This window comes from Microbacterium umsixpiens, from assembly GCF_053543675.1.
In genome coordinates, this window is the sequence record NZ_JBLVOH010000150.1 from 32,991 (window position 1) to 45,791 (window position 12,801).

Annotated in this window: 13 protein-coding genes; 9 read left to right on the forward strand and 4 right to left on the reverse strand. The window is 68.3% G+C overall.

Annotated features, from left to right (window positions below):
- Positions 1 to 155: 155 nt before the first annotated feature.
- Entirely contained in the window at positions 156 to 716 is a 561-nt protein-coding gene (locus ACNPM4_RS14855; RefSeq protein ID WP_448986161.1) for an RNA polymerase sigma factor, read from the reverse strand.
- 264 nt (positions 717 to 980) lie between these two features.
- On the opposite strand from ACNPM4_RS14855, the gene ACNPM4_RS14860 reads away from it, so the two are divergent.
- Together ACNPM4_RS14860 and ACNPM4_RS14865 are read left to right on the forward strand one after the other, a co-directional pair.
- Positions 981 to 1,985 carry a TerC/Alx family metal homeostasis membrane protein gene (locus ACNPM4_RS14860; RefSeq protein WP_029263551.1) on the forward strand — a complete coding sequence of 335 codons (1,005 nt, stop codon included), beginning with the start codon at positions 981 to 983 and terminating at the stop codon, positions 1,983 to 1,985.
- A gap of 110 nt (positions 1,986 to 2,095) precedes the next feature.
- Positions 2,096 to 2,593 (forward strand): DUF427 domain-containing protein, encoded by a 498-nt coding sequence (locus ACNPM4_RS14865; RefSeq protein WP_448986162.1) that lies wholly within the window; start codon positions 2,096 to 2,098, stop codon positions 2,591 to 2,593.
- Between the two features lie 19 nt (positions 2,594 to 2,612).
- On the opposite strand, the gene ACNPM4_RS14870 is transcribed toward ACNPM4_RS14865, so the two are convergent.
- Together ACNPM4_RS14870 and ACNPM4_RS14875 are read right to left on the reverse strand one after the other, a co-directional pair.
- Entirely contained in the window at positions 2,613 to 3,926 is a 1,314-nt protein-coding gene (locus ACNPM4_RS14870) for an LLM class flavin-dependent oxidoreductase (RefSeq protein WP_448986164.1), read from the reverse strand.
- Positions 3,923 to 5,218, reverse strand: coding sequence for an O-acetylhomoserine aminocarboxypropyltransferase/cysteine synthase family protein (locus ACNPM4_RS14875; RefSeq protein WP_448986165.1), 1,296 nt, complete (start codon positions 5,216 to 5,218; stop codon positions 3,923 to 3,925). Before ACNPM4_RS14875 ends, ACNPM4_RS14870 begins: the two co-directional genes overlap by 4 nt.
- A gap of 190 nt (positions 5,219 to 5,408) precedes the next feature.
- On the opposite strand from ACNPM4_RS14875, the gene leuC reads away from it, so the two are divergent.
- The 6 genes from leuC (at position 5,409) to ACNPM4_RS14905 (ending at position 11,760) form a co-directional block, all read left to right on the forward strand.
- On the forward strand, positions 5,409 to 6,854 hold the full coding sequence (gene leuC, locus ACNPM4_RS14880) for a 3-isopropylmalate dehydratase large subunit (RefSeq protein WP_029263547.1): 1,446 nt from the start codon (positions 5,409 to 5,411) through the stop codon (positions 6,852 to 6,854).
- A gap of 3 nt (positions 6,855 to 6,857) precedes the next feature.
- Positions 6,858 to 7,454 (forward strand): 3-isopropylmalate dehydratase small subunit, encoded by a 597-nt coding sequence (gene leuD / locus ACNPM4_RS14885; RefSeq protein WP_029263546.1) that lies wholly within the window; start codon positions 6,858 to 6,860, stop codon positions 7,452 to 7,454.
- 66 nt (positions 7,455 to 7,520) lie between these two features.
- On the forward strand, positions 7,521 to 8,888 hold the full coding sequence (gene murA, locus ACNPM4_RS14890; RefSeq protein ID WP_029263545.1) for a UDP-N-acetylglucosamine 1-carboxyvinyltransferase: 1,368 nt from the start codon (positions 7,521 to 7,523) through the stop codon (positions 8,886 to 8,888).
- Positions 8,885 to 9,649 carry a lysophospholipid acyltransferase family protein gene (locus tag ACNPM4_RS14895; protein WP_448986167.1) on the forward strand — a complete coding sequence of 255 codons (765 nt, stop codon included), beginning with the start codon at positions 8,885 to 8,887 and terminating at the stop codon, positions 9,647 to 9,649. Before murA ends, ACNPM4_RS14895 begins: the two co-directional genes overlap by 4 nt.
- Positions 9,639 to 10,772: an NAD(P)H-dependent glycerol-3-phosphate dehydrogenase gene (locus ACNPM4_RS14900; RefSeq protein ID WP_029263543.1), complete on the forward strand. Its 1,134-nt coding sequence runs from the start codon at positions 9,639 to 9,641 to the stop codon at positions 10,770 to 10,772. The genes ACNPM4_RS14895 and ACNPM4_RS14900 overlap by 11 nt, the downstream gene beginning before the upstream one ends.
- Complete coding sequence (locus ACNPM4_RS14905) at positions 10,678 to 11,760, forward strand: D-alanine--D-alanine ligase family protein (RefSeq protein ID WP_448986169.1); 1,083 nt, start codon at positions 10,678 to 10,680, stop codon at positions 11,758 to 11,760. Before ACNPM4_RS14900 ends, ACNPM4_RS14905 begins: the two co-directional genes overlap by 95 nt.
- Positions 11,761 to 11,780: 20 nt before the next feature.
- On the opposite strand, the gene ACNPM4_RS14910 is transcribed toward ACNPM4_RS14905, so the two are convergent.
- Entirely contained in the window at positions 11,781 to 12,266 is a 486-nt protein-coding gene (locus ACNPM4_RS14910; protein ID WP_029263541.1) for a DUF3515 family protein, read from the reverse strand.
- 23 nt (positions 12,267 to 12,289) lie between these two features.
- On the opposite strand from ACNPM4_RS14910, the gene ACNPM4_RS14915 reads away from it, so the two are divergent.
- On the forward strand, positions 12,290 to 12,801 hold a 512-nt coding region (locus ACNPM4_RS14915; protein ID WP_448986171.1), incomplete at its 3' end, for a thiamine-phosphate kinase.

A 12,801-nucleotide genomic window follows, 5' to 3' on the forward strand; every position in this document is an offset into this window, starting at 1 on the left:
GCCGGTGAGCCAGCGGCGGCGGCGCTTCCTAGCGCGCTCGGCCTTCGGATGCGCGGGGGAGCGTTCCGCGGCGATCTCGGTGAACACGGCGGTCTCGATGCGGGCGATGGCGTCGTCCGACAGCACCGGCAGTTCGCCACGGGGGTTCTGGTCGTTCATGCGTCTCTCACTTCTTTCACGGCGCCGCGCAACCGCGTGCGCACTCGGGAGAGACGATTGCGGACGACAGCGTGCGTGATGCCCAATTCCTCGGCTGCGGCCTGATAGGCGTAGCCCTCGGACGCGCACAGGCGGAAGATCTCACGGTCGAGCTCGTTCAGGGTCCCGACCTCGACGGCGATCCGGGCGGCGAGCTCGGCCGTGATGATCTGCTCCTCGACGCTGATCGTGTCGGGCAGCAGGGTCTCGTCGACGGCGTCGGCCGTGTGCGCTTGATCGCGGCGCCGCTGGCGCAGCCGGTTCGCGGCCTGGAAGCGGCAGATCGTGGCCAGCCAGGGCAGGATCGACTCACCCTGGAGCTCGAGGGCGGGGAGCTTGCGCCAGGCGACGACGAACGTCTCCTGGGTGACGTCCTCCGCGTCGGCAGGCGACGCCAGGATGCCCTGGGCGATCCAGTAGACCGGCCGCACGTGTGTGCGGTACAGCTCGCGGAAGGCGCTCTCGTCGCCGGCCGCGGCCTGCGCCGCCCATTTCTGATCACTCGTCTGCACGGGCATCCTGATTCCGTTCGGTGTCTCTCACCAGGGAAGTGTCGATCGCTGCCTCATCGTCTCAGATCCGGTCGCCGCATTCGTCTCGATCGCTGTTCCCCGCGATGCCGCGGCTCCGGTAGCATTGCCCGGGCGAGAGGGAGTATCCCGGATCCGCGCGTAACGTCATCACGAGCACCGTCATCGCTGCTCCGGGCGCGCGACGCACATCTGTGCGGGGGAGAGACTTTCGACTGATTCCCGACCCCTCCGCGAAAGGCCCGTGCGCCCTTGGAAATCCCCGTCTGGTTCGAGATCACCTCGATGGTCGTCCTCACGATCATCCTGATCGCCGACCTGCTCCTCATCCGGCTGCGGCCGCACATCCCCTCGACGAAGGAGTCCACCCTGTGGGTGGTCTTCTACGTGGGACTGGCACTGCTGTTCGCGGTTCTGCTGGGCAACGTCGGCGGCTGGCAGAACGCCGGCGACTTCATCACCGGCTGGGCCCTCGAATACAGCCTGTCGATCGACAACCTGTTCGTGTTCGTCCTGATCATGGCCCAGTTCGCCGTGCCGCGGCGGCTGCAGCAGCAGGTCCTCATGGTGGGCATCATCATCGCGCTGATCCTGCGCGGCCTCTTCATCCTCGCCGGTGTGGCGATCGTCGAGAACTTCTCGCCGATCTTCTACATCTTCGGCGCATTCCTCATCTGGACGGCGATCCGTCAGGCCATGCCCGACGGCGACCATGAGGGCGAGGTCAAGCGAGAGAACTTCATCGTGCGCCTGCTCCGTCGTCGCGTCGACATCAGCGAGGAGTACGACGGATCGAAGATCCGCACCACGGTGAACGGCAAGCGCATGTGGACGCCCATGGTGATCGTCTTCATCACGATCGGCGTCACCGATCTGATCTTCGCGATCGACTCGATCCCGGCGATCTTCGAGATCACCACGAACGGCTTCCTCGTCTTCGCGGCCAACATCTTCGCGCTCATGGGTCTGCGCCAGCTCTACTTCCTGCTGGGCGACCTCCTCGATCGCCTCCGGTACCTGCACTACGGCATCGCCGTGATCCTCGGCTTCATCGGCATCAAGCTGATCCTGCACGCGCTGCACGTCAACGAGCTGCCGTTCATCAACGGCGGTCAGCACGTCGAGTGGGTGCCCGACATCAGCAACATGGTCTCGCTCGGCGTGATCCTGGCTTCGATGACCATCGCCACGGTGGCGAGCCTCATCGCCTCCTCGCGTGAGAAGCGGGCGTCTCGACCCACCACGACCGTCGAGTGAGCCCACGCCGGCATGGACGGATCGGGAGCGGGGTCTCGCTCGTCTGACCGCAGAGGTGCGGCGTCCCGCGTGAGGTCGATGATCTGAACGGAGAGACGTAAGATGCGCAGATGCGCAGACCTCGCCCGATCACTCCGGCCCCCGGGCAGGAATCCGTCTGGGACTACCCGAGGCCGCCGCGCGTCGAGCCGGTCGCCGAGCGCATCACGATCCGCCTCGGCGGGCATCTGATCGCCGATACCCGTGGCGCGGTGCGCGTGCTGGAGGCCAGTCACCCTCCTGTGTACTACCTTCCGATCGTCGACTTCGTCCCCGGTGCACTCGTCGATGCCCCCGGCGCATCTTTCTGCGAGTTCAAGGGTGCTGCCCGCTACTTCGACGTGCGCAGTGGAGAAACCCTGCGTCAGGGGGCTGCCTGGAACTACCCGCACCCGGCGCCCGGCTTCGAGGCGCTGATGGACCGGGTCGCCGTGTATGCGGCGCAGATGGACGAGTGCACCGTCGGGGAAGAGATCGCCGTTCCGCAGCCGGGTGGGTTCTACGGCGGGTGGGTCACCTCGTCGGTCGTCGGTCCCTTCAAAGGCGTTCCCGGCTCCCTGGGCTGGTGACGGTCGGCCGGATCGCCGATCAGAACGCGCGCAGGTTCTCCTGAAGACCGCCGTCCGCATACTCGCGACGGAGGATGCCGCGGCGGCGCAGGATGGGCACGAGCTCATCGAGTGTGCGGTGCAGGGTGACCGGATGGAAGTCGCCCCAGAGCAGCACGCCGTCGTTGCCCCACTCGCCGAGCTCTTCGACCAGGTCGGCGAACTCCTCGGCCGTTCCGACGAAGCCGGAGCGGTCCGTGATCCGGCCGGTGCGGGCGAGCGCCGTCAGATGTGCGCGCAGCGGGGCGTCCTCGCCGCGGTCTCCGATCAGGCGCTGGATGCTCCCGCGTGAGACGTGGGCGCCGAAGATCGAGAGGTCCAGCGCCTTGTCGAGGTCGAGCGACGTGAGGTCGGTCTCGAGGTCGCTGGACTGCTTGCGGGCGATCTGCACCAGTGCGGCGTCGTCGGGATGGGCCGAGGCGGCGACGATGCGGTCCGCCTCCTCGCTCGATGTGGTGATCACCGGCTGGATGGCGAAGAGGATCTTGACGTCCTCCGGCTGCCGCCCCTTCGCGATCGCCGCCTCGTGCACCCGGGCACGGTAGTCGCGCACGGACTTCTCGTTCAGCGGAGCCAGCGCGAGCTGCACATCGGAGTTCGCGCCGGCGAACCCGAGTCCGCGCCCGGAGCCACCGGGGGAGACGATCGCCGGATCCCCGTCCGTGAACGGGAGGGCGTTGAGCGGGCCGTCGAACGCGAAGTGCTCGCCCCGGTGCCGGACGGGCTGCAGCTTCGCACCGTCGGCGTATACGCCGGTCTCGCGGTCGGCGACGAGTGCGCCGTCGTCCCAGCTGTGCCACAGCGCGCGGATTCCGGCGAGCCATTCCTCCGCGCGGTCGTACGCCTCGTCGTGACCGAGCTGCGGCGTGTCCGAGAAGTGTCGTGCGCTGCCGGTGTCGGTGACGACGTTGAGACCCAGCCGATGCCCGCTCAGATGCTGCAGCGTCGCGAACTGGCGCGCCGCGGTGTAGGGGAGGTACGCGGCCGGATTGACCGTCGGCACCACGCCCAGGTGCCTCGTCGCCTGGAAGAGATACGGAGCGAGCAGGAGTGGATCGTGCTTGGGGCCCCCGAAGGCGTGGCGGACCCGTAGATCGATCGTCGACGGCGACCCCAACGACGGCGCGTCCTCGATGATGACCAGGTCGAAGCCCGCCTGCTCGAGGGTGCGGGCAGCGTCCTGGTACACCTCAGGGCGCGTCCAGTCGTAATCCCAGTCGAGAGCCGGATAGCCCCAGCCCTGCGGCCCGAAACCGCGCGCCAGGAACCAGCCGAAGTGCTGGGGGCGGCTCATGCAACCGTCTCCCGCACGGCGTTCAGCACCTGGGAGAGGTCGGCGACGAGATCATCGACGTCTTCGATGCCGATCGACACCCGCAGCGTGCCGGGGTGCACCCCCAGAACCTCGCGCTCTTCGTCCGTGCGCTGCGCGTGACTCGTCGTCGCCGGATGCAGCACCAGAGAGCGGACGTCACCGATGTGCGTCATGTGCGTGAAGACCTGCACGCCCTCGACGAACCGTCGTGCGGCGGGCAACCCGCCACGCAGGGTGAAGGTGAAGATCGACCCCGATCCGCCTTCGAGGTAGCGGGAGCCGATCTCGTGGTCAGGATGCGAGGGGAGTCCGACGTAGTCCACGCTCTCGACCGCGTCGTGCCGTTCCAGCCACTGCGCGATCTGGAGGGCGTTGCGGGACTGCCTCTCGACGCGGAGGCCGAGCGTCTCCACGCCCTGGCCGATCAGGAAGGCGTTGAGCGGCGACGGAGACGCCCCGAAACGAGGTGCCACCGACTCCCGCGCGTAGGCGATGCGTGCGCGGCCGCCGTGGCGAGCGAAGACACTGGGCGCGGCGCCGCGACCCGGCAGCACGAGGTGCGGCGCATTGTGGCCCGCGTGCTCGGCGTCGAAGCGGCCGTCGTCGACGATCACGCCGCCGAGCACGGACCCGTGTCCGGCCAGGAACTTCGACGCGGAATGGACGACGATCGCCGCGCCGTGCTCGATCGGACGCAGCAGGGCCGGGGTCGCCAGGGTGTTGTCCACGATCAGCGGGATCGCGAACTCGTCGGCGATGTCGCTGATGGCGCGGATATCGAGCACGTCGTTGCGCGCGTTCGCGACGGATTCGGCGAACACCGCGCGGGTGTTCGGGCGGATCGCCGCCCGCCAGGCGTCCGGATCGGCGATGTCGTCGACGAAGGTCGTCTCGATGTCGAGGCGAGCCAGGTTGTCGAGGAAGAGCCCTCGGGTGCCCTCATAGATGTGCGTGGAGGAGACGATGTGGTCGCCGGCGCCCACGACGGTCAGCAGGGCGGTCACGACCGCCGCCTGCCCGCTCGCGACCAGCACCGCGTCCGCGCCGGACTCCAGAGCCGCGCGCTGACGCTCCACGGCTCGAACCGTCGGGTTGCCCGTGCGCGTGTATCCGAAGCCCGCCCCGGTGCTGAAGTGGTCGGCCGCATGGTCGAAGTCGTCGAACTCGAACCCCGCCGTCAGATAGATGGGGGTCGCGCGCGAGGCGGCCGTCTCACGGCTTCTCGCCGCGTGGACCGCACGGGTGGCGAAGCGGGCGGTGTCGACGGTCATGCGGTGCCTCTCGGTCGTTCGGTGCTCAACAGAGTGTCATGACGGGTCGGAGCGCGTCCGAGCGGTGGTAATCTGACGTCATGCGGACCGTGCTCCTTCTTCTTACGCGCCGCGACGAGACCTCGATCTAGAGCCCCTCCTCGTCGCGGAGTCCATCGTGGGCCGTACCGCCAGCCTCAGGAGACACGCAATGACCACCCCCGCAAACGGTGCCGATTCCGCACGCCGCAGGACCCTCGCCGAGAAGGTCTGGGACGACCACCTCGTCGTCAAGGGCGAGAACGGCGAACCCGACCTCATCTACATCGACCTGCACCTCGTGCACGAGGTCACCAGCCCGCAGGCGTTCGACGGCCTCCGCAGCGAAGGGCGGCCGCTCCGCCGCCTCGACCTGACGATCGCGACCGAGGACCACAACACCCCGACGCTGGAGATCCACAAGCCGATCGCCGATCTGACCAGCCGCACGCAGATCGAGACGCTGCGCCGCAACGCGGCGGAGTTCGGGGTGCGTCTGCACTCGCTCGGTGACGCGGAACAGGGCATCGTGCACGTCGTCGGACCCCAGCTCGGGCTCACGATGCCCGGAATCACGGTGGTCTGCGGGGATTCCCACACCTCGACGCACGGCGCGTTCGGAGCGATGGCGTTCGGCATCGGCACCAGCGAGGTCGAGCACGTCATGGCCACGCAGACACTGCCGCTGAAGCCGTTCAAGACCATGGCGATCAACGTCGAGGGCACTCTGCGTGACGGCGTCACCGCGAAGGACATCATCCTCGCCGTGATCGCGAAGATCGGCACCGGTGGCGGTCAGGGCTACGTGCTCGAGTATCGCGGCAGCGCCATCCGCGCCCTCTCCATGGAGGGGCGCATGACGATCTGCAACATGTCGATCGAGGCCGGAGCCCGGGCCGGCATGGTCGCGCCCGACGAGACCACCTTCGCCTATCTCGAGGGCCGTCCTCACGCGCCCAAGGGGCAGGACTGGGACGATGCCGTGGCCTATTGGCGCACGCTGCCGACCGACGAGGGCGCGACCTTCGACGCCGAGGTCTTCATCGACGCCGACGAGCTCGAGCCGTTCGTGACCTGGGGGACCAACCCCGGTCAGGGCAGCTCGCTGTCGTCCTCGGTGCCGAATCCCGCCGAGATCGTCGATCCGAACGAGCGGGCCGCCGCCGAGCGTGCGCTGGAGTACATGGACCTCACGCCGGGGACGCCCCTCAAGGAGGTACCGGTCGACGCCGTGTTCATGGGGTCGTGCACCAACAGCCGCATCGAGGACCTGCGCGCCTTCGCATCGATCATCCAGGGCAAGAAGAAGGCCGACGGTGTGCGCGTCATGGTCGTCCCCGGGTCGGCGCGTGTACGCCTGGAGGCCGAGGCAGAGGGCCTCGACAAGGTCATCACGGACTTCGGAGCGGAATGGCGCTTCGCCGGATGCTCGATGTGTCTGGGCATGAACCCCGACCAGCTCGCACCGGGCGAGCGCTGTGCTTCCACATCGAACCGCAACTTCGAAGGACGGCAGGGCAAGGGAGGGCGCACGCACCTCGTGTCGCCGCTCGTCGCCGCCGCGACCGCGATCCGCGGCACGCTGTCCAGCCCGAGCGACCTGACGGAAGGGATCTGACCCATGGAGAAGTTCATCACGCACACGGGCGTCGCCGCACCGCTGAAGCGCTCGAACGTCGACACCGACCAGATCATCCCGGCTGTCTTCTTGAAGCGCGTCACGAAGACGGGTTTCGAAGATGCTCTGTTCCACGGCTGGCGACAGGACCCGGAGTTCGTGCTCAACCAGCCGGACTTCCAGGGCGCGTCCGTCCTCGTCGCCGGTTCGGACTTCGGTACCGGATCCAGCCGTGAGCACGCCGTGTGGGCATTGCGCGACTTCGGATTCAAAGTGGTCCTCAGTCCGCGCTTCGCCGACATCTTCCGCGGGAACTCGGGCAAGCAGGGCCTTCTCGCGGCGACGATCTCGGAAGAGGATCTCGAGCGGATCTGGGCGGAGATCGACCGGAATCCCGGGGCGCAGATGACGGTCGACCTCGAGGCGCGCAGCGCGTCGATCGGTGACGTCCAGGCCGAGATCGGGATCGACGATTACACTAGATGGCGGCTCCTCGAAGGGCTCGATGACATCGGGCTCACGCTGCGCAACGAAGACAAGATCGCGCAGTTCGAGGCCCGTCGCGAGTCGTGGCGGCCCCGAACCCTTCCCGTTCAGTAAACGGCGGGGGCGGGGGAGCCCAGGGGCAACCCGCCCCCGAAATCCGTAAATGAAGTGAGGCTCCGAATGACGACACCTGTGCGCGACGCTCTCCCGGACGGAGTCCCTGCACTCACCGGAGACGTCCTCGCCATTCGAGGCGGACGCCCGCTTCGCGGTCGCGTCGACGTCAAGGGGGCGAAGAACCTGGCCACCAAGGCCATGGTCGCCTCGCTCCTCGGCGAGACCGTGAGCACCCTGCGCGATGTGCCGGCGATCAGCGATGTCGCCGTCGTGCGCTCGCTGCTCGAGGTACACGGTGTGCGCGTCAGCGAGGGCGATGAGCCCGGCTCGCTCGTCTTCGACCCGAGTGATGTCGAGTCGGCCCACTTCGAGGAGATCGACGCCCACGCCGGCGCCTCCCGCATTCCGATCCTCTTCTGCGGGCCGCTCCTGCACCGTCTCGGTCAGGCGTTCATCCCCGACCTGGGTGGATGCCGTATCGGCGACCGCCCTATCGACTTCCACCTGGATGCGCTCCGCAAGTTCGGCGCCATCGTCGAGAAGCTCCCCAGTGGCATCCGCCTCTCGACGGGCGGAAGCCGCCTGCACGGTGCGAACATCCACCTCCCGTACCCGAGTGTCGGCGCCACGGAGCAGGTGCTGCTCACCGCGGTCCGCGCCGAGGGCGTGACGGAGCTGCGCAACGCCGCCATCGAGCCCGAGATCATGGACCTGATCGCGGTCCTGCAGAAGATGGGCGCGATCATCTCCTACGAGCCGAACCGCGTCATCGTCATCGAGGGCGTCGAGAAGCTCCGCGGCTACGACCACCGGTCGATCTTCGACCGCAACGAGGCGGCCTCGTGGGCATCCGCGGCTCTGGCCACCGACGGCGAGATCTTCGTCGGCGGTGCCAAGCAGCAGGAGATGCTGACGTTCCTCAACATCTTCCGCAAGGCGGGCGGCTGGTTCGATATCCAGGAAGACGGCATCCTCTTCCGTCGTGACGGTGACATCAAGCCCGTCGTCATCGAGACCGACGTGCACCCCGGCTTCATGACCGACTGGCAGCAGCCCCTCGTGGTCGCACTGACCCAGGCGCACGGCCGTAGCGTCGTGCACGAGACCGTGTATGAGAACCGGATGGGCTTCACGGACGCGCTGGTCAAGATGGGTGCCGACATCGTCGTGCACCCCCGCGGTCTGCAGGACGGGCCCCGCCGCGTTCCCCGCCGCGACCTGGAGCAGGCTGCCGTCATCACGGGGCCGACGCCGCTGCATGGCGCCGACATCGTGGTTCCCGACCTCCGCGGCGGATACAGCCACATCATCGCGGCGTTGACCGCCACGGGCGAGTCGCAGGTGTCGGGTGTGGATATCCTCAGCCGCGGCTACGAGAAGTTCCTCGCCAAGCTCGACGCGCTCGGCGCCGACTTCGACGTCATCCGGTGACCGAGGTGACGTCCCGGTCATCCGAGACGACGCGGCCGAGCATCTTCTGGCCGCTCGCGGCGCTGGTGATCCCGCCCGTCTCGCTGATCGCGAAGATCCGGGTCACCGGCGCCGAGAAGCTCCCGCAGCACGGGTCGTTCATCCTGGCGCCGAACCACTACTCCGAATTCGATCCGCTCATCGTCGCGGTCGCCGTGTGGCGCGCGGGTCGGGCGCCGCGGTTCATGGCCAAGGAGAGCCTGTTCAAGGTTCCCGTCCTCGGGTGGTTCCTGCATCGCACGGGGATGATCCCGGTCGCGCGCACCTCGTCCGCCAGTTCGGCCCGCCAGACGATGAAGCAGTCGGAAGAGCTGGTGGAGCACGGGCGCGGAGTGATCGTGTATCCCGAGGGCACTCTCACGCGTGATCCCGACCTGTGGCCGATGCGCGGCAAGTCCGGCGCGGTGCGTCTGGCCCTCGCCGACGGCATCCCCCTGATCCCGATGGCGCAGTGGGGTACGCAGGCGATCATGGGGCGCTATCAGAAGGCCCTCAGCCTCTGGCCGCTGCGCAAGCCCGTGCGAGTGATCATCGGCGATCCCGTCGATGTCTCCGATCTGCGGGACCGCGCCGGGGAGCCGGCGGCCCTCACCGAGGCATCGAACCGACTGATGAACGCGATCACGGCGCTCCTGGAGGAGCTGCGTGACGAGAAGGCACCCGCGGAGCGATGGAACCCCGCGAGCCACGGGCAGAAGGAGACCGGACGCCTTGACTCCTAAGAGAACCGCTCCGGTAGGCCCCCGGGCCACGGTCATCGGCTCGGGCAGCTGGGGAACCACCTTCGGAAAGATCCTCGCCGACGGCGGCGCCCAGGTGACGATGTGGGCCCGACGACCCGAGCTCGCGCAGGAGATCAACGAGGCCAAGCGCAACTCCCGGTATCTGCCCGGCATCAACCTCCCACGCACGATGTCGGCCACTCACGAGCTCGCGACGTCGCTCGAGGGCGTCGAACAGGTCTACCTCTCGGTGCCGAGCCAGTCGCTCCGCGAGAACCTGAAGGCGCTGCGCCCGCTGCTCGCCGACAGCGACGCGAAGATCATCAGTCTGATGAAGGGCGTCGAGCGCGGCACCGGCTTGCGCATGAGCCAGGTGATCCACCAGGAGCTTCGCTGCGACCCCGACCGTATCGCGGTCGCGTCCGGTCCGAACCTCGCGTTGGAGATCGCGCGCGAGCAGCCGACCGCTGCCGTGATCTCCTCGCGGAGCCAGGAGACGGCGGACACCGTCGCGCGCGCCGCGCGGAACAGCTACTTCCGCACGTTCGTGAACACCGACGTGATCGGCACCGAGTTCGGTGGCGTTCTCAAGAATCTGATCGCGGTCGCCATCGGCATCGTCGACGGCGTCGGCTACGGCGAGAACACCAAGGCCTCGATCATCACCCGCGGCCTCGTCGAGATGACGGACTTCGCCGTGGCGAACGGTGCACACCCGGAGACGTTGCAGGGACTCGCCGGCCTCGGAGACCTGATCGCCACCTGCCAGTCGCCGCTGAGCCGCAACAATACGGCCGGGCGTCTGCTCGGCCAGGGATACAGCTTCCAGGACGTCGTGAAGCAGATGCAGCAGACGGCGGAGGGGCTGGCATCGGTCGCGCCGATCCTGCAGCTCGCACGCGAGGCCGAGGTCGACATGCCCATCGTCGAGCAGGTGAAGATGGTGCTCGACGGCAAGATGGATCCGAGAGACATCGCACCCCACCTGACGACGGACGACGACACCCCGCAGGGTGAGAGGACCAATCATGGACAAGCAGACGGTGGTGGTGCTCTTCGGCGGGCGCTCCAGCGAGCATTCGATCAGTTCCGCAACGGCGGGGGGCGTGCTGGGCGCGATTGATCGCGACCGCTACTCGGTGATCCCGGTGGGGATCACCCGCGAGGGGGCGTTCGTCCTGGAGGACGATGATCCCGCGAAGTTCCCGCTGGACGCCGCGCACCTTCCTGAGGTCGTCGACAACGGCACGCGTGTTCTGTGGCCCGAACCGGGCGGCGACCGCACTTTGCGCGTCGTGCAGGTCGACGGCTCCGTCGTCGGCCTCGGTGCCGTCGACGTCGTGCTCCCGATCCTGCACGGTCAGCACGGCGAGGACGGCACCATCCAGGGGTACTTCGACACCCTCGAGGTGCCCTACGCCGGCGGCGGCGTCCTCGACTCCGCGCTGTGCATGGACAAGCACTTCATGAAGATCGCTCTGCAGGCCGCCGGCATCTCGGTGGCGCCCTGGGTGACCGTGCGCCGTGCGGACTGGGAGCGGGACGCGGCGGACGTCCGCGTACGCACCGCCGCCCTCGGCCTGCCGCTGTTCGTGAAGCCTGCTCGTGCGGGCTCGAGCGTCGGCGTGTCCAAGGTCGAGGTCGCTGACGAACTCGACGCTGCGCTGGCTGTGGCGCTCGCCGAAGACGACAAGGTGCTCATCGAGACCGGAGTGAGCGGCCGTGAGATCGAGGTCGCCGTGCTCGAGACCGCGGAAGGGGTGCGCGCCTCCCTCCCGGGAGAAGTCGTCCTCACCTCGCGGGGATTCTACGACTTCGAGGGCAAGTACCTCGGGGGCGACGGCGTCGACGTCATCTGCCCGGCCGAGTTGACCGAAGCGGAGACGGCGGCGATCCAGGAGGCGGGCCTCCGCGCGTTCGAGGCCGTCGACGGCCGGGGGCTCGCCCGCGTCGACATGTTCCTGACCCCCGAGGGCACCCTCGTCGTCAACGAGCTCAACACGATGCCGGGCTTCACCCCGATCTCGATGTTCCCGAAGTGCTGGGTGGCGTCCGGCCTGAGCTACGGCGAACTGATCACCGAGCTTGTCGAGGCGGGTCTGCGGCGCTGACGCCGGCGCGCCTCCTGCGGTCAGCTCGCGGGGAACTCGACGCGGTCGGTGCACTTCGCCGTCGCCGGCGCCAGTCCTGACTGGATGCTCGTGGAGATCGAGTCCACGATGGATTGGAAGTCGATCTGCTCACCCCGACGGATGTTGACCTCGACCGCGGGCTCGCGCCCGTAAGTGACCAGGCGCTGCCGCTCCTCCTCCTGCTCGAGGACCAGCCAGTCGACGCCGCCGAGCGTGGTGCAGACGAGTGCGGAAGGGGCCGGCGGCTCGACACCGCAGCGCAGGGCGACGGTGGTGGGCTCTCCCCATGCGCCTGTGGCCTGGGCATCCGTCCACACCCGGTCGAACCCGGCGACGCTGTCCGGCAGCAGCACCGAGACCGAGGCGCACGCCGGATCGTTCGCGTCATCGGCCGGTTCGAGGTGCACGGTCGTGGAGCATCCGGCGAGGGCGGCGGAGAGGATCACCGCGCCTGCGAGGGCAGCGAGGCGACGGGAACGAGGCATGCTTCCAGGCTACCTTTGACAGCATGCCCTCCCGACCCGAAGCCGATGATCCGCGCCTGGGCGATGTCTCCGAAGGACGCATCCTGCAGGCGATCCTCACCCGCACCGCGCCGGCCGCGCATACCCTCGTCGGGCCGGGGGACGATGCCGCCGTGATCGCGACGCCATCGGGCAGCGTGGTGGCGACGACCGACACGCTCGTGCACGGGCCGGACTTCCGTCTCGCGTGGTCCAGCGGTTACGACCTCGGTTGGAAGGCCGCGGCCGTGAACCTCGCGGACGTCGCGGCGATGGGGGCGCGTCCGACGGCTCTTCTCGTCGCACTGGCTGTTCCCCGGGATCTGCGTCTCTCCTTCGTCGAGCGTCTCGCTGACGGCTTCCGTGACGCGTGTGACGCGCTGGCGCCGGGCTGCGCCGTGGTCGGCGGAGACCTCACGGTGTCGGATGTGCTGACCATCGCGGTGACGGCGCTCGGGGATCTCGAGGGTCGGGCTCCGGTCACCCGCGACGGCGCTCGTCCCGGAGACGTCGTCGC

Coding starts and splice junctions, on each gene's coding strand:
- ACNPM4_RS14855 (WP_448986161.1), bottom strand. CDS start 716: ATGCCCGTGCAGACGAGTGATCAGAAATGGGCGGCGCAGGCCGCGGCC.
- ACNPM4_RS14865 (WP_448986162.1), top strand. CDS start 2,096: ATGCGCAGACCTCGCCCGATCACTCCGGCCCCCGGGCAGGAATCCGTC.
- ACNPM4_RS14870 (WP_448986164.1), bottom strand. CDS start 3,926: ATGAGCCGCCCCCAGCACTTCGGCTGGTTCCTGGCGCGCGGTTTCGGG.
- ACNPM4_RS14875 (WP_448986165.1), bottom strand. CDS start 5,218: ATGACCGTCGACACCGCCCGCTTCGCCACCCGTGCGGTCCACGCGGCG.
- leuC (WP_029263547.1), top strand. CDS start 5,409: ATGACCACCCCCGCAAACGGTGCCGATTCCGCACGCCGCAGGACCCTC.
- leuD (WP_029263546.1), top strand. CDS start 6,858: ATGGAGAAGTTCATCACGCACACGGGCGTCGCCGCACCGCTGAAGCGC.
- murA (WP_029263545.1), top strand. CDS start 7,521: ATGACGACACCTGTGCGCGACGCTCTCCCGGACGGAGTCCCTGCACTC.
- ACNPM4_RS14905 (WP_448986169.1), top strand. CDS start 10,678: ATGGACAAGCAGACGGTGGTGGTGCTCTTCGGCGGGCGCTCCAGCGAG.
- ACNPM4_RS14910 (WP_029263541.1), bottom strand. CDS start 12,266: ATGCCTCGTTCCCGTCGCCTCGCTGCCCTCGCAGGCGCGGTGATCCTC.